At 41.7% G+C, this 21,287-nt stretch carries 27 protein-coding genes; 10 read left to right on the forward strand and 17 right to left on the reverse strand.

The window, feature by feature from the left end; genetic code table 11:
- Positions 1-8: 8 nt before the first annotated feature.
- The 6 genes from AC623_RS16300 to AC623_RS16325 all read right to left on the reverse strand — a co-directional run bounded on the left by AC623_RS16300 (position 9) and on the right by AC623_RS16325 (position 6,417).
- Positions 9-626, reverse strand: coding sequence for a copper amine oxidase N-terminal domain-containing protein (locus AC623_RS16300; RefSeq protein ID WP_049664400.1), 618 nt, complete (start codon positions 624-626; stop codon positions 9-11).
- A gap of 256 nt (positions 627-882) precedes the next feature.
- The gene (locus tag AC623_RS16305) at positions 883-1,311 is read right to left on the reverse strand and encodes a CBS domain-containing protein (RefSeq protein WP_049664403.1); all 429 of its coding nucleotides are present in this window, start codon (positions 1,309-1,311) and stop codon (positions 883-885) included.
- Positions 1,312-1,395: 84 nt separating this feature from the next.
- Positions 1,396-1,791, reverse strand: a complete 396-nt coding sequence (locus AC623_RS16310; RefSeq protein ID WP_049664407.1) for a secondary thiamine-phosphate synthase enzyme YjbQ — start codon at positions 1,789-1,791, stop codon at positions 1,396-1,398.
- 56 nt (positions 1,792-1,847) lie between these two features.
- Complete coding sequence (locus AC623_RS16315) at positions 1,848-3,575, reverse strand: DUF262 domain-containing protein (protein WP_049664411.1); 1,728 nt, start codon at positions 3,573-3,575, stop codon at positions 1,848-1,850.
- A 90-nt stretch (positions 3,576-3,665) separates the two neighbouring features.
- The gene (locus tag AC623_RS16320; RefSeq protein ID WP_049664414.1) at positions 3,666-6,098 is read right to left on the reverse strand and encodes a DEAD/DEAH box helicase family protein; all 2,433 of its coding nucleotides are present in this window, start codon (positions 6,096-6,098) and stop codon (positions 3,666-3,668) included.
- Positions 6,091-6,417: a nucleoside triphosphate pyrophosphohydrolase gene (locus AC623_RS16325; protein ID WP_049664416.1), complete on the reverse strand. Its 327-nt coding sequence runs from the start codon at positions 6,415-6,417 to the stop codon at positions 6,091-6,093. Before AC623_RS16325 ends, AC623_RS16320 begins: the two co-directional genes overlap by 8 nt.
- Before the next feature lie 204 nt (positions 6,418-6,621).
- On the opposite strand from AC623_RS16325, the gene AC623_RS22370 reads away from it, so the two are divergent.
- Positions 6,622-6,801, forward strand: coding sequence for a DUF7878 domain-containing protein (locus AC623_RS22370; protein WP_442853575.1), 180 nt, complete (start codon positions 6,622-6,624; stop codon positions 6,799-6,801).
- Positions 6,802-6,822: 21 nt separating this feature from the next.
- Complete coding sequence (locus tag AC623_RS21585; RefSeq protein WP_156187064.1) at positions 6,823-6,960, forward strand: hypothetical protein; 138 nt, start codon at positions 6,823-6,825, stop codon at positions 6,958-6,960.
- An 85-nt stretch (positions 6,961-7,045) separates the two neighbouring features.
- Here AC623_RS21585 and AC623_RS16330 read toward each other — a convergent pair whose 3' ends face one another.
- From AC623_RS16330 to AC623_RS16340, 3 genes are all read right to left on the reverse strand, one after another.
- The gene (locus AC623_RS16330) at positions 7,046-8,437 is read right to left on the reverse strand and encodes a M20/M25/M40 family metallo-hydrolase (RefSeq protein ID WP_049664420.1); all 1,392 of its coding nucleotides are present in this window, start codon (positions 8,435-8,437) and stop codon (positions 7,046-7,048) included.
- Between the two features lie 69 nt (positions 8,438-8,506).
- Positions 8,507-9,541 (reverse strand): tetratricopeptide repeat protein, encoded by a 1,035-nt coding sequence (locus AC623_RS16335; RefSeq protein ID WP_049664423.1) that lies wholly within the window; start codon positions 9,539-9,541, stop codon positions 8,507-8,509.
- Between the two features lie 192 nt (positions 9,542-9,733).
- Positions 9,734-10,522: a formate/nitrite transporter family protein gene (locus AC623_RS16340; protein WP_049664427.1), complete on the reverse strand. Its 789-nt coding sequence runs from the start codon at positions 10,520-10,522 to the stop codon at positions 9,734-9,736.
- Between the two features lie 451 nt (positions 10,523-10,973).
- Here AC623_RS16340 and AC623_RS16345 point away from each other — a divergent pair, with 451 nt between their 5' ends.
- Positions 10,974-11,600, forward strand: a complete 627-nt coding sequence (locus AC623_RS16345) for an FMN-dependent NADH-azoreductase (protein ID WP_049664430.1) — start codon at positions 10,974-10,976, stop codon at positions 11,598-11,600.
- 133 nt (positions 11,601-11,733) lie between these two features.
- Here the strand turns inward: AC623_RS16345 and AC623_RS22005 are convergent, their stop codons facing one another.
- Together AC623_RS22005 and AC623_RS16350 are read right to left on the reverse strand one after the other, a co-directional pair.
- Positions 11,734-11,862, reverse strand: a complete 129-nt coding sequence (locus AC623_RS22005) for a DUF6254 family protein (protein ID WP_231603533.1) — start codon at positions 11,860-11,862, stop codon at positions 11,734-11,736.
- A gap of 69 nt (positions 11,863-11,931) precedes the next feature.
- Complete coding sequence (locus tag AC623_RS16350) at positions 11,932-13,221, reverse strand: glycoside hydrolase family 18 protein (protein WP_049664435.1); 1,290 nt, start codon at positions 13,219-13,221, stop codon at positions 11,932-11,934.
- A gap of 212 nt (positions 13,222-13,433) precedes the next feature.
- Between AC623_RS16350 and AC623_RS16355 the strand changes: the two genes are divergently transcribed.
- On the forward strand, positions 13,434-13,886 hold the full coding sequence (locus AC623_RS16355; RefSeq protein ID WP_049664438.1) for a nucleoside deaminase: 453 nt from the start codon (positions 13,434-13,436) through the stop codon (positions 13,884-13,886).
- A gap of 196 nt (positions 13,887-14,082) precedes the next feature.
- Here the strand turns inward: AC623_RS16355 and AC623_RS21210 are convergent, their stop codons facing one another.
- Positions 14,083-14,217: an FbpB family small basic protein gene (locus AC623_RS21210; RefSeq protein WP_077247464.1), complete on the reverse strand. Its 135-nt coding sequence runs from the start codon at positions 14,215-14,217 to the stop codon at positions 14,083-14,085.
- Between the two features lie 193 nt (positions 14,218-14,410).
- Here AC623_RS21210 and AC623_RS16360 point away from each other — a divergent pair, with 193 nt between their 5' ends.
- The 4 genes from AC623_RS16360 to AC623_RS16375 all read left to right on the forward strand — a co-directional run bounded on the left by AC623_RS16360 (position 14,411) and on the right by AC623_RS16375 (position 16,531).
- Positions 14,411-14,902: a hypothetical protein gene (locus AC623_RS16360; RefSeq protein ID WP_049664440.1), complete on the forward strand. Its 492-nt coding sequence runs from the start codon at positions 14,411-14,413 to the stop codon at positions 14,900-14,902.
- Positions 14,903-14,920: 18 nt separating this feature from the next.
- Positions 14,921-15,379 carry an OsmC family protein gene (locus AC623_RS16365; protein WP_049664442.1) on the forward strand — a complete coding sequence of 153 codons (459 nt, stop codon included), beginning with the start codon at positions 14,921-14,923 and terminating at the stop codon, positions 15,377-15,379.
- Positions 15,380-15,665: 286 nt separating this feature from the next.
- Positions 15,666-16,118, forward strand: a complete 453-nt coding sequence (locus AC623_RS16370) for a LytTR family DNA-binding domain-containing protein (RefSeq protein WP_049664447.1) — start codon at positions 15,666-15,668, stop codon at positions 16,116-16,118.
- 2 nt (positions 16,119-16,120) lie between these two features.
- On the forward strand, positions 16,121-16,531 hold the full coding sequence (locus tag AC623_RS16375) for a DUF3021 domain-containing protein (RefSeq protein ID WP_049664450.1): 411 nt from the start codon (positions 16,121-16,123) through the stop codon (positions 16,529-16,531).
- Positions 16,532-16,580: 49 nt separating this feature from the next.
- Here AC623_RS16375 and AC623_RS16380 read toward each other — a convergent pair whose 3' ends face one another.
- Complete coding sequence (locus AC623_RS16380) at positions 16,581-16,961, reverse strand: hypothetical protein (RefSeq protein ID WP_049664454.1); 381 nt, start codon at positions 16,959-16,961, stop codon at positions 16,581-16,583.
- Positions 16,962-17,075: 114 nt separating this feature from the next.
- Here AC623_RS16380 and AC623_RS16385 point away from each other — a divergent pair, with 114 nt between their 5' ends.
- The gene (locus AC623_RS16385; RefSeq protein WP_049664457.1) at positions 17,076-17,957 is read left to right on the forward strand and encodes an alpha/beta fold hydrolase; all 882 of its coding nucleotides are present in this window, start codon (positions 17,076-17,078) and stop codon (positions 17,955-17,957) included.
- A 76-nt stretch (positions 17,958-18,033) separates the two neighbouring features.
- Positions 18,034-18,915, forward strand: coding sequence for an alpha/beta fold hydrolase (locus AC623_RS16390; protein ID WP_049664460.1), 882 nt, complete (start codon positions 18,034-18,036; stop codon positions 18,913-18,915).
- A 51-nt stretch (positions 18,916-18,966) separates the two neighbouring features.
- Here AC623_RS16390 and AC623_RS21215 read toward each other — a convergent pair whose 3' ends face one another.
- The 4 genes from AC623_RS21215 to AC623_RS16405 form a co-directional block, all read right to left on the reverse strand.
- The gene (locus tag AC623_RS21215) at positions 18,967-19,107 is read right to left on the reverse strand and encodes a YfhE family protein (protein WP_082174453.1); all 141 of its coding nucleotides are present in this window, start codon (positions 19,105-19,107) and stop codon (positions 18,967-18,969) included.
- 73 nt (positions 19,108-19,180) lie between these two features.
- Entirely contained in the window at positions 19,181-19,504 is a 324-nt protein-coding gene (locus AC623_RS16395; RefSeq protein WP_049664463.1) for a YnfA family protein, read from the reverse strand.
- A gap of 15 nt (positions 19,505-19,519) precedes the next feature.
- Positions 19,520-19,945: an arsenate reductase (thioredoxin) gene (gene arsC / locus AC623_RS16400; RefSeq protein WP_049664465.1), complete on the reverse strand. Its 426-nt coding sequence runs from the start codon at positions 19,943-19,945 to the stop codon at positions 19,520-19,522.
- Positions 19,946-19,972: 27 nt separating this feature from the next.
- Entirely contained in the window at positions 19,973-21,271 is a 1,299-nt protein-coding gene (locus AC623_RS16405) for an arsenic transporter (protein ID WP_049664468.1), read from the reverse strand.
- Positions 21,272-21,287: the final 16 nt, after the last annotated feature.

Here is a 21,287-nt window from a genome sequence, read left to right on the forward strand (position 1 = left end):
CCCCTCCCTTATAAAATTTCTTGCAGCACGATAGTGTCACTATTCTCATCCCAGCTTAGCCGATATCCAAATGCATTGGCTGCTACGGAGATCGGTAAATAAACCGATTTCTCAAAAAAGTAGGCACTAGAAGGCATAGGCGTTTTCACCATGTTTTCGTACGCTGCGTTTGATCCAGCGCGGACGATTAATTCTTCTTTTCCTTTTGAAACCTCGAGTATTCTGCTTTGCTCATAATACTTATAATCAGCCTGAATCAACTGTGCCAGCTTTTCACCTGAAACGAACAATTGAGAATTCCGGGGAATAAGGTAAACTTTTTGAGTTTGGTTATTTAAGCGAATATTTACCTCCTGTGCCTGTTGAAAAGGCAGACTTCCATTTCCCGCGACCGCAAGATCTCTCGTCCAAATATTCCAGGAGGATGATGAAGTTTTATCCTGCTGATAAGAAGAATCTGCTTCATCGTTCTCTTCCTCCCACTCATCGTCATCCCCATCATGATACTCTTCATGTTCTCCCCCCCTTTCATGATCATCGTCATCGGCATAAACAAAATTCCCCGATGAAAAACTTAAAAAGAATAGAAACATCATCAACATTACTGCCATCCACTTTTTTGTCATATGATAACCTCCTTGTATCTCATACTTTAAGTCTCGATTCTGAAAAAAGTATGAAAGGCGGGCAAAAAATTGAAAAGAACTTAATAGATGTTAAAGTACGTTCAAAAGTACTTAAGCAATTGGATAAACTACCGCTTATTCTGCTCTGAACACTCCTGAACGACAGAAGACGCCTTTTCCTCGCAAAAAAACAGGAGCTTTCTCATAAGGTTGGATCCCTTATGAGAAAGCTCCTGCAAAAATGTTCTTCTCTTTATTATTTATAGTTTGGCTCGGATGGATAAGAAATATCTTCAAGCGTATCTCCCGCTCTGCGGCCCGTCTGCTCATTAACCGCAAGATCACCAAGCGATACGATGCCAACGAGCTGATCATTTTCTACAATTGGCAGGCGGCGGACTTGATGCTCTGCCATCAGCTCGGCAGCTTCTTCAACGAGCATGTTACAATTTCCTGTCACTATATCTGTGCTCATTATCTGCGACACCTGGGCATCAACCGGAATATCATGGGCAACGCCATTGATCACAACATCCCTGTCTGTCACGACTCCTACTAGCTGGTCATTGTCACAAACCGGTATGACACCGACGTCTAGCTCCCTCATCTTCTGAGCCGCTTCTTGAATTTTACTTTCTGGTTCACAACATGCAACATTGGAAGTCATCATTTCTGTTACTTTCATGCTTCAAATCCCTCCTCTGTTTGTGATCACCCTTTCTTTTCCCCCATCTCCAGCACTAAAACGTACTTAGCGGCTGCTCTCCTTCTACAAAACCTTCACATAAAACGTCCGAGTGCGCGGTCCATCAAACTCACAAAAATAAATGCCCTGCCACGTTCCTAAAAGCAAACGGCCTTCCGTAATAATGACATACTGCGACGAACCGACTGTACTCGCCTTCATATGAGCCGCCGTATTCCCCTCTGCATGCCGATCCAACCCATGCTCCCACGGATATACCTCATCAAACCGGCGAATCATATCCCGCTTTACATCGGGGTCTGCATTCTCATTGATCGTAATGCCCGCTGTGGTATGAGGACAATACACCACCGCAGCTCCTTCTTCTATCCCCTTTTCCCGAATAAACGCCTCTACCTGCTGCGTTACTTCGATCATTTGGTCACGACTTTTTGTTTTTAATGTGAATTTCTTGAGCATGGCTTTCTTCCTTTCTTGGTGATGTTTCTAAGCCGGCTATCACCGCTAACTTTCTCTTATTTTATTGTTACTTTGTCTGGAACGAAGTATATTGCCATCAACTTATCGGTTAAGTTTTCATGGCGAGATTCACATTCTTTAACAGTCCACTGCTGAAACTTTTTCAAGTCTTTTGTAAGTTCGAAATCTGTAATGCCATTTGAAAAATACTTTTGTAATTTTATATGGAATTCTCTGTTATTAGCTGATGAATTTTTCTTGCGGCTAAGCAATACTAAATTCCCTAGACGGTTCGTCCAAACTTTCCGTTCTTCTTTTGTAAAATCCTGTCGCCAACTGCTCCCTTCAGAAGGATTTTGAGGTAAAATGTGCTCCACACTGATAACCCCTGTATATGATTTTTTTACGTTAGCATTTTCATTTAAAGACATATCTAGACGAAGCAGTAAATACTTAGCGTATTTTTTCTTGTATAAATCATCTACCTGAATATTGAGTTTTACAGCTTTATAGTCCTCAGAAGTTTGAAAAATTTTCTCTTTTGCTACATCGTTTGGATCTGAAGCGTTATCCACTGCCTGAATCATCTTTACTACTTCCGTTACCCTTCCAGTAGGAGTGATTCCTTTAATCCAGCTCACTACAAACTTACGTTCTAACACTCGCAAGAACGAGTAAATTTCGTTAGGTGACTGAAACTTTTGGATAAAATGAATCAACACAGGAATCCAATCAGAAGAAGGAATGAAATCCCTCATGAGAGTTAATAAGCCATGATATTTTACAGCTACTTCTTTATCAGTTGTCTGAATATCAGCATTTAACACTTTTTCCCGATAAATATCAGCAAACTGCTTCACATATTCAATAAACTGCTTCCCTCTAAAATCAGGGTTCTTTGCAAAGATCTTTTCTTCGTACTCTTCTTGAATAGTTTTTCTGGCTTTTTCCTTTACAAAAATAAGCCGGATATAACCTAGAAGCTTCTCGAGCTCTTCTCTGCCTAACTCTTCTTCCATTGCTTCCCACAAATTTTGATAATGAAGCCGTTCTGTTTCAGTAATAGCCCCTAAGTTGGTGCTTTTCAATAGGTCCGCATTACTGAGCGGCATTCCCCGATCATTCAAGATCGAGAATAAGCGAAAAGCAGATGTAAACGTACCTGTTTTTACATAAACAAACATACACTTATTCAAGATAAAATGAATCATGTTATCAACTAATTGCTCATCCAGCTGCCCGTTCTCTAAAAATTTCTCTGAAAAGATATATATCGCTTTTGTCATTCTATCCTGGGACTCAGTTAAATCAGGCTCATTAACCGTTAATTTTGTACCCCCTTCTTCTAAAATATATTTCTTAAAGAAGGAATAGTCCCGGTCACGCACACGGAGACGAACCGTTTCAGGCTTATCCTCATAAGGATCTGCCTCTTGATAAATTTTAGATTGAAGTGTCGTTTTAGCTTTTGGATTTGTTATCAAATCACGCATTACTGCAAGGAGGATGGTAAGAGTTGTAAGCCTTTGTTGACCATCTACTACGTCATACATACCACTATTATCGCTCTTTTGATCAATAACCTGTAAAATAACACTTCCTAAAAAATAACTATCTTCTTTAAGTTCCATCGCTTCCTTTATATCTTCAAACAATTGCTCCAATTGGTCTTTTTCCCATGAATACTGCCGTTGATAACCAGGAATTTTAAAAGCAAATTTTGAGCCGAATAAATCCTTAAATAGGATTTCTTTTGCCTCGATTTTTTTATCTATTGTCGCCATGTTTAAACCTCCATAGAGTTCTCTTGTTAAGTCTTTTTGAAAAATTATATTGTTGCATCCTTACTAACTGGAATATACTGAAGTTTTTCCCTATTGATCTTTCGCCTTCCTCTCAAAATACCAATGCAGACGATATTCACAAATTTGCTTCGTCCACTCAAACAGAATGGTTTCATCTTCTTCCTCCGCACTAAGTTGAACCTTGAATTGGTTACCTTCAAAAGAAACCAGTCCGTTTGATGATCCACTCCACTTAGTCATGGGCATTCTAGCAATGAGCGCTGCTGTTTTCTTCCGGTCGTACTCAATCAGCTTGCTGCTTTGCTTATCTGCCAAATCTTTATTTTTTCGGTACTCCTTCGATGTTAAGTAACTGTGAAAAAATGGCGCTGCTTCTTCCGGCGTGATGGGTTCTAGCCATTTGTCCGGCCCTTTCGAAAGGAGATAAAGTAAAACAACCATTTTGTAGCTCTTGGTCATAACGGTTCGTTCAACTTCTTGGAGCCAGTCTTTGTATTGGGAGAATACCTCTTCCTCTTTATCGCTCAGTTCATCAATACTCTTTAGAAAGCCAGGATAGGAGCCGTAGTATTCTTTAATAGCCTTGCTGTCAGCATTAGCATTCAAATGAAACTCTAGATGGGTCGGCCGCCGTCCCAGCTCCAGTTTAAGAGTCTCGTAGGCATAGCGCAGCTGTTCCTTCCTTGGACTTCTTTTGCGGTTCATTTCCTTCAACAGTTCTATTGCGGCTAAGTCAAATTCTATCCGGCAATTCTCCGGCACAGCAGGAACAATAGCCTGACGTTTGCTATCGTTCTCTTTTTCCTTCGTATCAAATACTTGCAGTTTCATATCGGCATTGCGGTAGTTTCCAATTAAATCAATAATGACACAATGAGCTTTTCCTTCTGCTATACGCAATCCCCGTCCAATTTGCTGGGTAAAAACAGTGAGTGATTGCGTCGGCCGAACAAATAACAATGTATCAACAGAGGGAATGTCGACTCCTTCATTAAATAAATCAACGGTAAAAATGATGTCCAACTCCCCAGAATCTAACGCTTTTATAGCTTCTTCCCGGGAATACCCTTTCATTTTTGAATGCATAGCAATCGTTCTCCAGCCTTTGCTGTTGAAGTAGCTGCTTAAAAAGGCTGCCTGTTTAATAGATGAGCAGAATCCGATTGTTTTCGTCTGACGATATTTGTTCCAAGCTGTTTCAATCTTTTCTGCCATTTCTCCCCTTAGCTGCACTTGCAGCAGTTCTTCTTCATCGTATCGTGTGCCAAGCCACGTTAAAGTTGAATAGTCTGTATCATCATAAACACCGTAATACATAAATGGAGCTAGCCACTGCTTTTGGATGGCTTCGATGAAATGGATTCGGTAGGCCGTATTGCCGCCGCAAATACTGTAAACATCTTTGTTATCCATTCGATCAGGTGTCGCTGTAATACCGAGAAGGAACTTTGGCTTAAAATGATTTAATATCGACTGATAGGACTTGGCGGCCGCATGGTGAAATTCATCAATAATAATTAAGTCAAAATCAGTCGGATCAAAGCTCCCTAGGTTTTGCTTTAAACCAAGCGTAAAAACAGAAGCAAACAACATTTCTGCTTCTTTCTCTTTAAAATCAGCGTTAAATAACCCGGCAGTTCTTTCAGGCATGACGTCTAAAAAAGACTTTCGAGCTTGCACCAGCAGCTCCTTTTGATGAGCAATAAATAAAACTCTATTAAATCTCTGCGCAAAAAAAGCAGCTAAATATGTTTTTCCAAGACCTGTTGCCATCACAACGAGTGCACGATCATACTCTTCTTCCAGCGTATCCTCCAATGCCTGAAGTGCTTCCTGTTGCGCCGGGCGCGGAATTAACTGCTCTAGTTTTACGGTATAACCTTCCGATGGATCATTCACCATCTGGTCTTGATCACTTGGTTCGGAAAACATCATCTCCGTTTCCTCTGCTTCTGTGAAGGTTCTCATAATGGATTGACTTTTGTGAAAGTGATCGTAGGCTTCTTGATATTGTCTAATTGTTTCTAGATTCACCGGAATCGTATAGTCATGATAAAATACCTTTTCAAATTCAGAAAGCCCCTTTTCAAAGATTTCTTCATCAACTGCAGGCGGCGCATGAAGATTCCATTCTACCCCGCCTGTCAAAGCAGAAAGGGATAGATTAGAAGACCCTACAATAACGTGACCCTCTTGTTTGGAACGAAATAAATAGGCTTTTGGATGAAAAGACTTCCCGCCGCTCTGCCACATACGCACTTCAGCTTCAGGCAGTTCGGCGGCCAAAAGATGAAGTGCTTCCGGCTGAGTGATAGACAAATAATCACCAGTACAAATTTTAATATCCGCACCACGCGAAGCAGCCAGCTGTAAAGCAGGAAGAATCCGCTTTACACCTGACCTCATGACAAAAGAAGTAAGTATGTAGATTTCTTCTGCTTCTTCTGCCAGTTTAATGATTGTCTCCACAAGATTTTCTGTAATTAGCTGCAACTTAGTCATCTTCTACCTCAATTAAAAAAATCCGCTCGCTAAATCCGCCGCGCTTTTCAGCCTTCTGTTGGCGTATTGCCTCAAGCTCGTTAACATCAGCCCCGTGAATGGCGGCTGCAGCGTGTATGAGTTCAAGCAGATCAGCTAGTTCTTCGAGCGCTTCTTCATCATTTTGAGCCGCCTCGTATTCAGCCAGCTCTTCGTTCATTTTTTTACGGACTTCCTCTTCGTATTCTCGTTCATTAAGAATACGGGAGCTGTATTTCTTTCCGCTTCGGTCAACAATTTCTAGTATCCGATCACGTACAAGTTTGTTGTGAATAGGCATCGTTTTCTCTCCTTCTTTCTACTATATAATGCTATTTTACCAGAAGATTAGAGGATGACTAAATAAGGAAAATACTCTGTAGTCAAAGAGGGAAAATATGGACAATATATTCTGTAAACAACTAAACATCCAATATGATTTCCTAAACGATGCGTCTGCTATGGCCGAGGATGAAAAAAAGAATCCCGCAGCCTGCTCATTCACATTGATCAGCAGGTGTTCTTTGAAGAATCAGTAGCCCTACTTGAGTTTTACTTATATTTGGATCGCTGGGTAAACAGCTTAAATCAAGCAAAGCCAGATCGTTTCGATTACTTTACCATGGAGATCGAAGAAGAACCTTTAATTAGCGCTATTTTTTATAATGGCTTGGGCAGAATTTAATCCATTTGGGAAGCAGAAGCAATGAATGCCGTTTTTGAAAAAGGGTATTTGGTTTCTGAATGGATCAAACTGCAACATCGTCTTGGCTGGGACATTAAAAGACAGTATGCTCTTGATTTAATACCATTCAAGAAACGTCCATCGATAAGAAAAATGTAAAGATGACAAAGAGGCACTTTCTCTATTTACGAGCCAGCGCCTCTTTATTATTTATCCTATGCTGTTAATCTCACTATACACTCTTTTATCTCAACATCACTCTTGGGGCCCTTTCTCCGCTTAAGTCTCTGCCAATGGTAATTTGCCGGATTACCCTTTGCAGGTCTCTTGCTTGGTGAAGCACTCCTATCAACAGCTGCACAGTCTGATAGCATGCTTCGACATCAAGTGTTTCTGATGAGGTATGCTCGTTTTGGTAGCCAGCAGACAGGTTGACGCTTTGAATACCATGAGAAGCCCAAACTCTTGTATCACTGCTTCCTCCCTTTGTGCATCTCCAACCCGTTAAGCCTTGTTTTTCCGCAGCTTCTTCGATAAAAGTGCCGTAACGTTCATCACAGAACGCTTCATATCCACCGCATGAGGTCACAATATCCCCTGTTCCGCGGCGATCAACAACGAATGCAGCATTGACATCCCAGAGAAAATATTCGTTCACACTTCGGGCCCCTACTAAGCCTACTTCTTCTTCAACGGTAAAAATGAACTTGATTTTTCCGTTGAACTTGCATTCTTGAAGACGGCGAGCCATTTCCAGCAAGACAGCTACTCCTGCCCGGTCGTCTGCTCCCAGTATTCCTTTACTGCTCGACCAGATCGTTCCTTCTTTCATAATGTTCCGATCATCTTCTATTGTATCGACTGTGTCTAAATGAGCATTCAATAGAATGACAGGACCATGACCGGTTCCACACACTTTTTGAGCTAAAACATTGCCAGCATGATCTACCGTCATGTGATCTACATATTGATTAAGTTCTTGCATAACAAATTCTCTTATTTTCCCCTCATTTCCGCTTTTCCCGTTAATGGATAAGCATTGTTCCAGCTGATGAAAAAAGAGCTGCTTTTTAATGAAATCTACTTCTTCATCTAACCATGCCTTTTCAATTTTATTTAAGTTTTCAGCAAGGCTTAAGAGCTGATTGCGCCCTACTAACATTTTTATATTCCGATTCCTTACTAATAATCTTGATACGCCAGCTGCGTGTAACACTTTGCTTGCCCGCTCCATATCGACCCATTCGGCAAATTCAATGGACGGATTTCTCCGCTCATGCCCATCACAGGAATAGGTAGTGTGAAGCCCCAGTCGGTTCAGATGCCGTACTACTCCGGAAATGTATGTGTCGAGTTCTTTAATTTTTGGCTCTTCTTCACCTGGGTGAAACCAAGCCCATTCCCCACCGCCTCTATGCTTGAAGCTTACAGCTCTTAGCCACTCTTCTTCTGAGACAGCCGGACTCATAATTGTTAATATCCCCTGTTCAAGACTATACTCTACAGAAAGCTTTGCTAAGCTCTCCAGCAAGAAATCTATATTCTTTTCTGTTTCTGTCCAACAGAAAAATTTATTTGCTTCTTTCTCCTCTACCATAAACCCTTGACGGATGAATAAACGATTCCAGCTTTTCATTTGATCATCTCCCTTTTGTTTATGGCTTTATTATCGCAAAAAGCCTGTGACACCCCTGTCACAGGCTTCTTATCCTAAATATCCAATCCCTTCATCTACACGATACATGACGATATAGGGGAGTGACCCATTGAAATAATAGGCAGTTTCTTCTCTAAAACGCGTTGTTTCAATAACATGGGCTATGTTGCAATTTCGCATTCTGTTTCTCAGTCTATGGATCGCTTGTCTTAAATTCTCTCCGTTCACCTCACCTGTAAGACCAGCGGAAAAACAATAATGCAAAGTCATTCGTGTGGCTGGCGAAACTTTAGAGCTTTTGGTTAATAAATGACGCAGTATATCTCCTTGCTCCTGGCTAAGAGTCGTGGCATCTTCATTAAAAATCAATCTAATATTCCGGTCATTAAAATAAAGCACAATCGTGTCCGCCGGTTCGTGTGTGATGACTTCTTCACACTCCTCCTTTGAACAAGTAGTAGATTCTCTTTCACTTATCTTGTAAAAAGCGTGCTGGATTAAATGCCGGTCGCTATCCCTTAAGCGCTCATAAAGAGAGGAAAATTCATAGTTTGGCAGCTCTTCCTGATTATCGTGAGGCAGCTCTTCGATTCTTTCATAGGCTTGCTTTGCTAGATGCAGAGCACTATTCGTTAAGTAAAGGTGGGCGTTGATCAGCTGTTTTTCACTTAACCGATAGTCTGATTCCTTATGCTTCTGCTGACAATCTATAGCTCTTTGGAAATAATCCATAGCAGCTTGATACTTTTGGCGTTTATACGATAAAAAACCGAGTCTGTATGCGGCAATTGGGTTGGTGTTATCATAACGCAAGGCTGCCTTCAAACAGCTTTCCGCTCCATCTTCACTCTTCTCGTATTGCATTTTAAGGTATGTACCATAATGAATTAAGTGGAAAATGAGCTTTTTTCGCACATAATTGAAATAGCCCTTTTCGTCCTCTGTCTTTTCGAGACGGCGATACATTTCCTTATAAATTCTTATTTTCTGAGAATAATTTGAATAAGGGCTGTCCTCTTTTTCATTGTGAAGAGCTTCTTCTAGTTCCTCTAGCTCTTCCATCGCCATCTCGGTTAGACGCATAGTATTTTCCTCCTTTAAGATACTAGAATTTTCGTTATCCATTTTTTATAGTTTAACATGCTTTTTCCACTAAACTATTTCATTAGCAAATAAAAAAGACCCTACAGAAGCCAACTTCAGATTGGCTGCCCTGCAGGGAACGTTTCAAAAAGTATTCGATTGTGTTTCTTGTTTTCTTTAATTCCTTTTGTTTTAAGAATGACTATCTGACGTAAGCTCCCGCCGATAAGAGAGCCAATAAATGGCTGAAACAAATACAGACCCTCCTATGGCATTCCCTATAAATACAAAAATAAAATTATAGAAGTAGTCTCCCCAATTAAAATGACCAGCAAAAATAGCCGCTGGGATCACAAACATATTAGCGACAACGTGCTGAAAACCAATAGCAACGAACGCCATAATCGGAAACCAGATCGCTAATATCTTCCCGCCGATGTCTTCTGCGCCGTAAGACATCCAAACAGCTAATCCAACGAGCCAGTTACAACCGATAGCAGAACATATCGCCGCCAGCGGACTGGCTTCTATCTTGGCCTGTGCGGTCGCAATTGTTTTGTCCAGATAAGGACCTGTCGTGGTTAACTCAGCTAGATGGCCAAAACAGTAAGCCACAAAAAGGGCTCCAATAAAATTGCTGAGGGTGATCCAGAACCAGTTCTTAATAAGCTGGGCTATGTGAACTCGTTTCGCCAAACAAGCTATCGAAACGGCCATCATATTTCCTGTTAATAACTCTCCTCCCGCAATAAGGATCAGCATCAACCCTACAGGGAAGATAGCCGCCCCCAGAAAAGCCGAGAATGAGCCCCACTCGTGAGGCAAACTGGCAACTACCCGAATATCTAAAAGATAACCGATCGAAATAAAGGCTCCTCCTAAAAAACCTAACAATAAAACGCTTGGAAATGGTAAATGAACTTTTTTAGTTCCAGCTTCTATTGCCAATTGGGCAATTTGCTGAGGGCTATGATACGCCACTAGTCTCTTCCTCCTTTATTCATGTTGTTTTGTTCTATGTACTTTCCCTAAGTTGCCTAATGTTAAATCGACAAAATTCCTTTAATTAGGTTTGCGATACAAGTGAAAGAGCAGGGACGGTGATCGTGTCTTTATTTAAGAAAACAAACTATGTGTCCAGCTTTACAGCAGGGATAGCTGCCATTCAGACAGCTAGTTAAATCAATAACTTTTCCATAATGAGGACACGCTGCTTAATGATGAATCTGGTTGAACGATGGGAATAAAAAGCCGAAAAAACCAGACACTATTGAAGTAGCCCAGTCTCTAAAAGGACAAAATGAAGCTGTTGACATAAAAGTTTCGATTATTTGACAATAACTTTTTTTTTAACTTAAACTAGTAAAGTTAACAAATATAATGATTTTTTACTTTATAGGAATAATTACTCATTTGATATGGAGGGTTTTGTATGTCAAAAGTTTTATTCGTTAAAGCGAATCCAAGACCAATCGATCAGTCCGTTAGCGTCAAGCTCTATCATGCTTTCCTTGATAGCTATAAAGAGAGCCATCCAAATGATGAAATTACAGAGCTTGATTTATTTAAAGAGAACCTCCCCTACTACGGCAATGAGATGATTAATGGCACATTTAAAGCAGCAAGAGGTTTAGAGCTAACCGCTGAAGAGCAAACAGCTGTGAATACAGTAAATAAGTATTTAAATCAATTTCTTGAAGCAGAAAAAGTCGTCATCGCCTTCCCTCTCTGGAACTTTACGGTGCCTGCTGCCTTGCATACATACTTAGACTATTTATCACAGGCTGGCAAAACGTTTAAATATACACCAGAAGGACCTGTTGGCTTACTTACTAATAAAAAAGTGGCGCTTCTGCAAGCTCGTGGCGGCGTTTACTCCGAAGGGCCTGCCCAAGCAGCAGAAATGTCCATGAATTATGTAAAAGCGATGCTTGGCTTCTGGGGCGTACAGGATATTACGACTGTGATTGTGGAAGGTCATAACCAATTCCCTGATAGAGCAGAAGAAATTATTGAAGAAGGCGTAAGACAAGCAGCCACAGCAGCTAATACGTTTTAACAAAAAAAAGACCCGAAAAGCCATTTAGAATGGCTTTTCGGGTCTTTTTTTTCAATTTCCTGTTATCCGCAGGCAAATAGGCCGATTCCATACAGAGAAACCGACCTTCTTATGGATGGTGATCAAATTCACATCATTTACTCTTCAGATCTTTTCCCGCGTCTTCAGCTAGCTGATCGAACGACTTAACTTTTCCATCTGGATTTTGCGATTGCTTTCGCTCTCTCCATTGCCGCTCTTCCTCTCGTTTAGAATGAGTCATCTGTTACATACTCCTTTTCAAAAAGTAGTCAGTAGTAGCGTAACCTCAGACGTTATTTTTATGAGCTTTTTAGGTCATTCTTTTTGCAATAGTGAAGTTATCCTGCAGCAGCAGCCAATTTTGCGGGAAGGCAAGGCCAAGCTTCCAATACATAATCCCTCGTAAACGAAACTGTTTAATTAAATCAAATTTTGCCTGAATGCTGCGGGCATCCTCAAACCATACTTCATGCTGCCGCCCAGCATCGTCGATATAGCGGAAAAAAGGCGCTTGTGCTTCGTTATCATATTGAATGTCGGCATTCTCCCTTAAGGCGATGGCAATTGCTTGCTGAGGGCTGACCGCTCTTGCAGGAGGGCCTCCTGCTGGCGGATAAGGAGCCGTCCAATCATAGCCATATAAATTTTGCCCTAATAAAATTTTATTTCGCGGGATGACGCTCACAGCATAACGAACGACATTTCTGACTGGTCCAATCGGGCTGACTGCCTGCGGTGTACTGTAAGTGAACCCCCATTCATATGTCATGAGTGCGACAAAATCAACGATTCCCCCGATGGCTGCATAATCATGAGCCCCATAGATGCCCGTTTTCACATCACTCGCCTTTGGAGCAAGAGCCGCTGATATCATAAGTCCGGCTGCGTGTATCCGATCCCTCGCTCTTCGTAAAAAGGCAGTATACAGCTCCCGATCTTCAGGATTCATAATTTCAAAGTCAAAATGAATGTCTCGATAGCCAACCGTATTCGCCACTTGAATAATATTTCCGAACAACTGATTTTGGGCTGCTTCGTTCGTGAAGATGGCATGAGCCAAGTCAGCGCTGAATGCATATTCTTCCAAATTGGTCACGACCATCACATTCGTCACTCGAGCAGCACGAGCAATCGCCGGAATAGTATCAATAGGAGGAGCGGTTAACGATCCATTACGATTTACCTGGTAGCTGAATATGGCCAGATACGTTAAAGAACCGACACGATTGCGCACTTCTCTGATCATCGCTTCACTCACTGACGCTCGCGGTTCCACGTACAGCAGCGCATCGGCCGCCGGCTTCGGACCAGGAGGAATATAGAGCCGCTGTCCTACTTGTAGAGGCGCAGAAGGAGATATATTATTAACACGAGCAAGCTCGCTGACCGTCGTGCCGTATAGTCCCGCGATTTCAGAAAGAGATTGTCCTTGCTGCACCCAATGGTAACGTCCTGTTATTGGAATCACTAACGTCTGCCCAACGACTAATTTTGAAGGATCAGGCAATTCATTTGCCTGCGCAATGGATTGGACAGAAGTTCCATACCTTTGGGCGATGCGATATAGATTTTGCCCTTGCCGAACAACATGGATCTGCAAACTAAACACCCGCCTTTCTGATTAAAAGATGGCTCCACAATCAAGTATATTTGCCGTACAAGCTGAGTATTCATTGAAAATCATTCTTCTCTAAATATGCGGAGGGATGGCCTTTTTTCTTATGACATGCAAATAAGTAACCCCCTACCCGAGAAAAACAAGAGCGGATGACTTATAATAACGGTAAAGAGATTTTAAAGGAGGGTTTCAACATGGATTCATTTATGAGCCGGGCAGTAGAATTGGCCATTGAAAACGTCCGGAATGGCGGCCAGCCTTTCGGAGCGGTGCTTGTAAAAGATGGCGACATCGTTTCAGAAGGAGTGAATGAGCTGCATAAAAAACATGATATAAGCGGTCATGCGGAAATGCTGTCCATCCGGCGTGCTCAGGAAAAGTTTCAGACAAACGATTTATCAGGCTATACGATGTATGCAAGTGGAGAACCTTGTCCAATGTGTTTTGCAGCTATGTATTTTGCCGGCATCAAAGAAGTTTATTATTGCGCGGCGGTTGAAGAGGCAGCGGCAGCAGGATTAACTACTTCCGGCATGATCTATGAGGATTTAAAAAAACCAAAAGCTGAACGAACCCTATCCATGATTCATATGCCGCTAGATGAAGGACAGGAAAATCCGATGAAGCTTTGGAAAGAACGCTCTTAATCTTTTTTTCAAAATAAAAAGCCAGCTTGTTATGCTGGCTTGAAAGTATAGACAAAGTCTATGTTCATGTTGTCAGGCTGGTCTTCTAAGCAGCTAAGCCTGAAGGGAGACACAGCAGCCATAGGGGGAATAGCTGCTGCGTGCAGGCTAAGCAATAATAAGAACAATCGTTTCGAAACAGCCTGAGGCTAGCTCGTTAAGCTAATCGTTTTAACTCGTGACGCTCTTCAATACGCTTTTCGATCTTCTCAATCGCTTGTTTGTCCTTCAGCAATTGTTCTTTGTTCTCTTGGATCAATTCTTCAAGAGACTTCTTGTGCTTAATGCGCATCTCTTTACACCCCTTTATCTATCATTTGGCCCGTAAGCCATTAAATTAGAAAAATTATTTCTGATAGAATTTTCTGAAAAATCCTATCTACTCTTAATATATACCACCTCACCGTGTTGTAAACGGTCGAATTTTGACAATTATATGAAGGATTTTTATGTAAAACTTTTTACTCATCTAGGGGGGGAACGCAATGGGTAGAAAAAGCCTTTTTTTATTGTTTATTTTGCTGTTAGCTGCTTGTGCACAAAAGGAGAAAGAACCCCAAACCGCCTTTTATAAAAAAGAAATCATTCCAACTATTTATTACACGCTGGCTGTCGATTATGTTACAGATAAAAATTTCAGTAACTCACCAAAATCAGAAGTAATTGAGAAAGGCCAAACGATTCAAGTAACCGCCACTGTCGAAAACACCGGGAAAACAGACTTTAAATTTGGCGGCAATCCCTGCTCCGGTCATTTGGGAGTGTCCTTTAGAAAAAAGGACACGGTTGTACCTGGAACTGGCGACGTGGCTCCGGACTTTTGTATAGAATCCTATGCTGAGCATGTACTAAAAGCCGGCGAAAAACTAACCGCTTCGGCTAAATTTGACCTCAAGGATATAGAGCCAGGCGTATATGAGCTTTCATCCTCTTATGCGAATCGGCAGTTCGTGAAAAAAATAAAAGTAATAGATTAATCTTAAGGAGACGAACATATGGCACTACACCATTTTCATTTAAAAGCAAACTGGCCCGGCCTCCGAAATGATGTTGGGCAAATTGAAGCAGGCAACTTAAAAACAGAAGTGTCCATTCCACCAGAAATGGATGGACCAGGTATCGGTACGAACCCCGATGAAATGCTGCTCGGAGCTGCTGCTACTTGTTACATTATTACTCTAGCCGCTATGATGGAGCGCAGCGGACTGGAAAAAGAAAGCTTGACGATGGAATCGGAAGGCATTGTTGAAGTGATTAAAGGCGTTATTACGTACAAAACCATCATTCATCGTCCAAACATTGTGTTGAAAGCTGATGCCACGAATAGAGATATCTCTCTAGCTCAAAAGCTTGCTGAGAAAGCAGAAAAATCCTGCATGATCAGCCGGGCGATAAAAGGAAACGTTGAGGTACAATTAGAAGCTTCGATTCAAACAGGACTGTCCAATAGCTAGTAAACGACTAGCTGCTGGGCAGTTTTTTATATATGAGCGGAGTTTTAAGTTATACGAGCGGGATTTTGTCGAATGTGCGCGCAGCTTTGTCGATTGTGAGCGGAGAACTAACTTTGTGAACGCAACCTTGTCGAATAGGCACGCGCGGCATGCCAGCCCTGCATCTTGCCGGGTAAAATTAGCAAGTGACATTGATTTTTACACGTCTTGTCTGTATGACAGCTACACGACGTTCCGTTTATCATACAATAGGACTAGAAAAGCGGCAGCAAAAGGGGGTTCCACAATGAAGGTGTCAGTTGATATTGATGAGGACTACGAAGAAACGAAAGTAACGATCCAATGTAAAGAGGTAGACGATTCCATTAAAAACATTCTTGATTTTCTAAAAGGGAGAGAGATAGAATTCATAGTCGGCCGCGATGGAGACATGCAGCATATCTTAAAACCGGCTAACATCCACTATTTCTATTCACGTAAAGACGAGGTATTCGCCGTGACGGCCGATGGAGAGTTTAAAGTGAAGGAAAAGCTTTATGAACTTGAACAGCTGCTTTCGTCTAGACAATTTGTTAGGCTTTCGAAATCAGTTATCGCCAATCTATACGAGCTTAGCCATTTTGAGGCGTCGTTCAATGGCACACTTTGTGTCCATTTTAAATCAGGCAAGAAAGAATATGTGACACGGCATTATGTCAGTTCTATTAAAGAGGCATTGAAAATGAACAGGAGGAAATAGCGATGAAGACTTTTGTATTGAGAAGTTTAATAGGCATCTTTTTTGGCGCCTTCCTTAGCGTGATGGTCACAGCAGTTGTTATTTATGTTGGCAGCAAAGAACTGCTTGAGGGAGGTTTGTTCATAAAAAATGCTTTTGCCACAATGTTTTGCGGCTGGTTCTTTTCCATCACTCCGCTTTATTTTGAAATAAAATCCCTTCGCCTGTCCCAGCAAACGGCTCTTCACTTCGTTACCGTTGCTGTGCTCTACTTTGCTCTCTCTTTAGGAGTCGGCTGGATTGCCTTTAATATAAAAAGCGTTCTCTCATTTGCAGCTTTATTTATCTTCATGTATGTAATCATCTGGGTCTGCTTCTATCTTTACTTTAAACACGAGGCAAAAAAGTTAAACGATGACTTGCGGCATATTTAATCTAAACACGGTTGCCTAATTGATAGGGCAACCGTGCTTCCCTCTTCTTCTACAAACCGCTCTTTTTCATTTCTTTCACTACAAATTTCCCATTCGATTCGCTGTTGCTAATTGTAATGAGAAGGGCGTTTTCCTTTCTCGGAACATTTAGCACGTTTACCTTCAGCATAATTTCATATTCTGTACCCGGCTTCATTTCCTCTGAAGGCTCCGGCAGTGCGGCTTTTTTGATCGAAATAATGTGTGCCTTTTCAAATTGCGGGAACCTAACATGATAGGCAGCTTTTATCGATTCAGAAATTTGGGTATGGAACTGGGCAACGAGCACTTCCTCCATATCCTCGGGGCTTACTTCCTGAGCGGCTGTGCTCGTCACACTTCCTAAAAGGATAAGAATAAAGAGCGGCAAGCAATAAAATAATGTTTTCAAGATCCTCACCTTTCTTTCACGCTTAATTTTTCCTTAATGACTTTGATTCATAAGCGTTAACTTATACCACTTGAGGATGTTGGCTATTCTAAAAGAAAGACAGGAGGCGATTACATGGAGCATTCGTCCATTTACGAACATCCTCATATTAAAGACTATATTTTGCAGCAATATGAGGATTATGTAGATTTATTTCCTAGTGGTGTAGAAAGAGACTATGTACAAACAAGGTTCGGCCGGACACATGTATTAAAGCTTGGCAAAGAAGATGGCAAGCCGCTATTTATTTTTCACGGAGCAAACTGCCTCAATCCGATGACACTCTCCTGGTTTGAAGGATTGTTTCCCGAGTATAAAATTTACGCACCAGATACAGTCGGTCACCCTGGTTTCAGCAGTGAAAGAAGGATTGATCCTGAGGATAACAGTTTTGCCCTATGGACCCTCGACTTGCTTCATCATTATGGGCTCGATACTTGTGCTTTCGCCGGTGTTTCCTATGGAGGTGGAATCGTATTGCGGATGGCGGCTTTTTATCCCGAAAAAATAAATTGCGCCATTCTCGTTGTTCCTGCTGGCATCATCCCTTTCTCTAAATGGTGGACGATGAAAAAGATGCTCCTTCCTTTTACCCTTTATCAGCTAAATGATTCAACAGAGCAAATTGAAGCCGTCGCGGATGCCATGTCTGCTGGTAGAATGAAAGCCATCGACCGGGATATTATCGCCACCCTTTTTCAGCATGTGACGCTTGAACACGATTTGCCAAAACTAACAGAAAAACAAGAACTGCATAATTACCGTGCACCTACTATGATTATTGCCGGTATGCAGGACGTCTTTTTCCCTGAAGAGAAGCTTTTCGAAACAGCCGCTCCTCTCTTTGGAGACTTGCTGGAATGGAGAGCTTATAATATGGGACATTTTCCTTCTCGAGAGCACATCGACAGAATGAATAAAGACATGGCGGCTTTTTTACTTCAGCATTATCGCTAAATAAGCTCTCCTCACTCATGGTGCTTTCTGTTAAAATTTGACTAAAAAAGACCTTTTTGATACTGGGGGAGTAACCGTGAAACAGAAGTCCATCTATAGGAGTGAGCAAGGAAGACAGCTCATTTTGCAGCACTATGAGGATTACCTGAAATCATTTAATTGTAACATCGACAGAGAATATGTACCGACTCGATTCGGAAAAACACACGTATTAACGATGGGCAAGAAGGATGGAAAGCCATTATTTATTCTTCAAGGCGGGAATTGCATTAACCCGATGACGTTATCTTGGTTCAAAGGCTTGCTGAGTGAATATAAAGTGTACGCACCTGACACGATTGGGCATCCTGGCTATAGTGATGAAACGAGACTATCCGCCAAGGACGAAAGCTTTGCCCTGTGGATGACCGATCTTCTTGATCACTATCATATTGAGCGCTGTGCTTTTGTTGGTCCCTCTTATGGAGGAGGGATCGTTTTACGGCTTGCCGCATTTTATCCTGAAAAAATCGCCTGCGCTGTATTAGCTGCTCCAGCTGGTATCAATCTCGGTTCTAAAACCAAAATGATAAAAGAAATTCTCATTCCCTTGACCCTTTTCAGAATAAGCGGCTCGAAAAAACATTTAAAAGCTATTGCGGATGCAATGTCTTTAAGCAGCATGAAGTCGATTGATAAGAAAATAATCGGAAAGATTTTTAGATATGTTTCCCTGGAACAAGATATGCCCAAGCTAACGACTGAAAAGGAGCTAGAGCGCTATCACTCCCCCACTTTAATCGTGGCAGGAAAAACGGATATTTTCTTCCCTGAAGAAGCGTTATTCAAAAAAGCAGCGCCCCTCTTCGGTGATTTATTAGAATGGCGTGCTTACGACATGGGACACTTTCCTTCCGATTCACATCTCGAATGGATCAACGCCGACATTAAAAATTTCTTGCTGCATCATTATAAATAAAAACAAAAGGCTGTTTTAAGAATCCGTGTTCTCAAAACAGCCTCGTTTATTTTACTGATTATTCTTCTTGTTTTTTTCCTTGTTGGCAGCATCAGCCCGGTTAAATTCATTTTGATATAAAACCTCTTGCGTATCACTTAATCCGTTGTTTTTGTCTGTCATTTTTTCATGCGGTTCTTTTCTGTTCGCCACTTGTTTATTCTCCTTTCCTTGTGAAGTAATGATATAGTATTACTCTTCCCGAAGGAATAACGCTTTAAACGAATCAACTTCGAGGCCACAAGATTACCATCACACCTGCTAGACAGATGAGACTGCCGATCCAATCAAAGGCGTCTGGTGTTTTCTTGTCCACCCACCATCCCCATAACAAACTAAGAGCGACGAATACCCCGCCATAAGCAGCATACACGCGGCCAAAAGTAGGGAATATTTGAAGTGTGGCAATAACTCCGTACAAAAACAATATGATTCCCCCGAGGAGGCCCAACCAGCCTGGACGTCCTTCACGCAGCCATTGCCAAATTAAATAGCCGCCGCCAATTTCAGCTACCCCGGCTAAAACGAATAAGATAACTGCTTTTACCACTTATTTAACCCCTTCTTAAACAGATTCTTTGCATTGGGCGAACTGCTTGATTCTTGCACCGATTTCGTCACGCACGCTTTGAAAGAAAGCCCACTTTTCCTCTTCTGTTCCTTCTGCCTTCGCAGGATCATCAAATCCCCAGTGCTCCCGTTTGACTGTCGGCGGCGTCACTGGACATTTATCAGCTGCATCTCCACATAAGGTAACCACCAAATCAGCCTGATTTAAAATAGTAAAGTCGATCACGTTAGAAGTTTGATTGGAAATATCAACCCCGGCTTCTTTCATTGCTTTGACGGCATGAGGATTAAGTCCATGGGCCTCAATGCCAGCACTATAGACGTCCCATTCTTCTCCTAAATATTTCTTTGCCCATCCTTCTGCCATCTGGCTGCGGCAGGAATTTCCGGTACACAAAAAATAAATTATTTTCTTTGCCATGCTATCTTTTCTCCTTTTTCTATAGACTTAGACGATGAGCAGCCATAAATAAAGACCTAAAAGAGTTATAAACAAGGTCGGAATCGTTAACACAATGCCCGTCTTAAAATAAGTTCCCCAGGAGATTTTCACTCCTTTGAGTGACAACACGTGCAGCCAGAGAAGAGTAGCCAACGAGCCGATTGGGGTAATTTTTGGACCTAAATCAGAGCCAATCACGTTCGCGTAAATTAATGCCTCTTTAATCGTTCCCGTTGCATTCGTCGCTTCAATCGCCAACGCGTCAATCATGACAGTCGGCAAATTATTCATGATAGAAGAAAGAATAGCTGCCGTAAAACCTGTCACCATCGTGGCTGCAAACAAGCCCTTCTCTACACCGGCCGATTGAATAATGTCGGCTAGTACATCCGTTAATCCAACGTTGCGCAAGCCATAGACGACGACGTACATACCAATCGAGAAGAATACAATGGCCCACGGTGCTCCTTTTAACACTTCTTTCGTTTTCACAGCCGGACTTCTTTGCGCCATTACTAAAAAGAAAATAGCGATCACGCCTGCAATAACGGAAACCGGTATATGTATCGCTTCACTTAAGAAATAGCCGACTAATAAAATTCCTAGCACAAGCCAGGATAGCCGAAACATTTTCTCATCCTGGAGAGCCTCTTCTGGCTTCTTCAAATGAGACAAATCATACTTCTTTGGGATACTGCGCCGGAAAAATACATATAAAACCGTAATACTCGCACATAAAGAGAAAACATTAGGCACGATCATCCTTGAAGCATATTCCGAAAAACCAATGTTAAAAAAGTCAGCAGAGACAATATTCACTAAGTTGCTGACAATAAGCGGCAATGATGTCGTGTCCGCAATAAACCCACTGGCGATAATAAACGGAAATACCTTTGCCTCATCAAACTTTAAGGCTCGCACCATCGCTAATACAATCGGCGTTAAAATTAAAGCCGCTCCATCGTTCGCAAAAAAAGCAGAGACAAATGCTCCTAAAACCGCTACATAGATAAACATAAGAATCCCATTTCCCCTTGCGGCGCGGGCCATATGTAACGCGGACCATTCAAAGAAACCAATTTCGTCTAATATTAAAGAAATGATGATAATCGCAACAAACGTTAACGTTGCATTCCAAACAATGTGTGTCACATCAATGACATCTTGAAAATCAACAACTCCCACTAATAAGGCGAGCAGTGCCCCTCCACAGGCAGACCAGCCAATGGATAAGTTTCTCGGCTGCCAAATCACAAACAGGAGTGTAACCAAAAAAATAGATGCTGCTAATACAATTGATGCCAATTTCTAAACCTCCACC

It is taken from the genome of Bacillus sp. FJAT-27231 (assembly GCF_001183975.1).
Taxonomy (GTDB): Bacteria; Bacillota; Bacilli; order Bacillales; family Domibacillaceae; genus Pseudobacillus; species Pseudobacillus wudalianchiensis.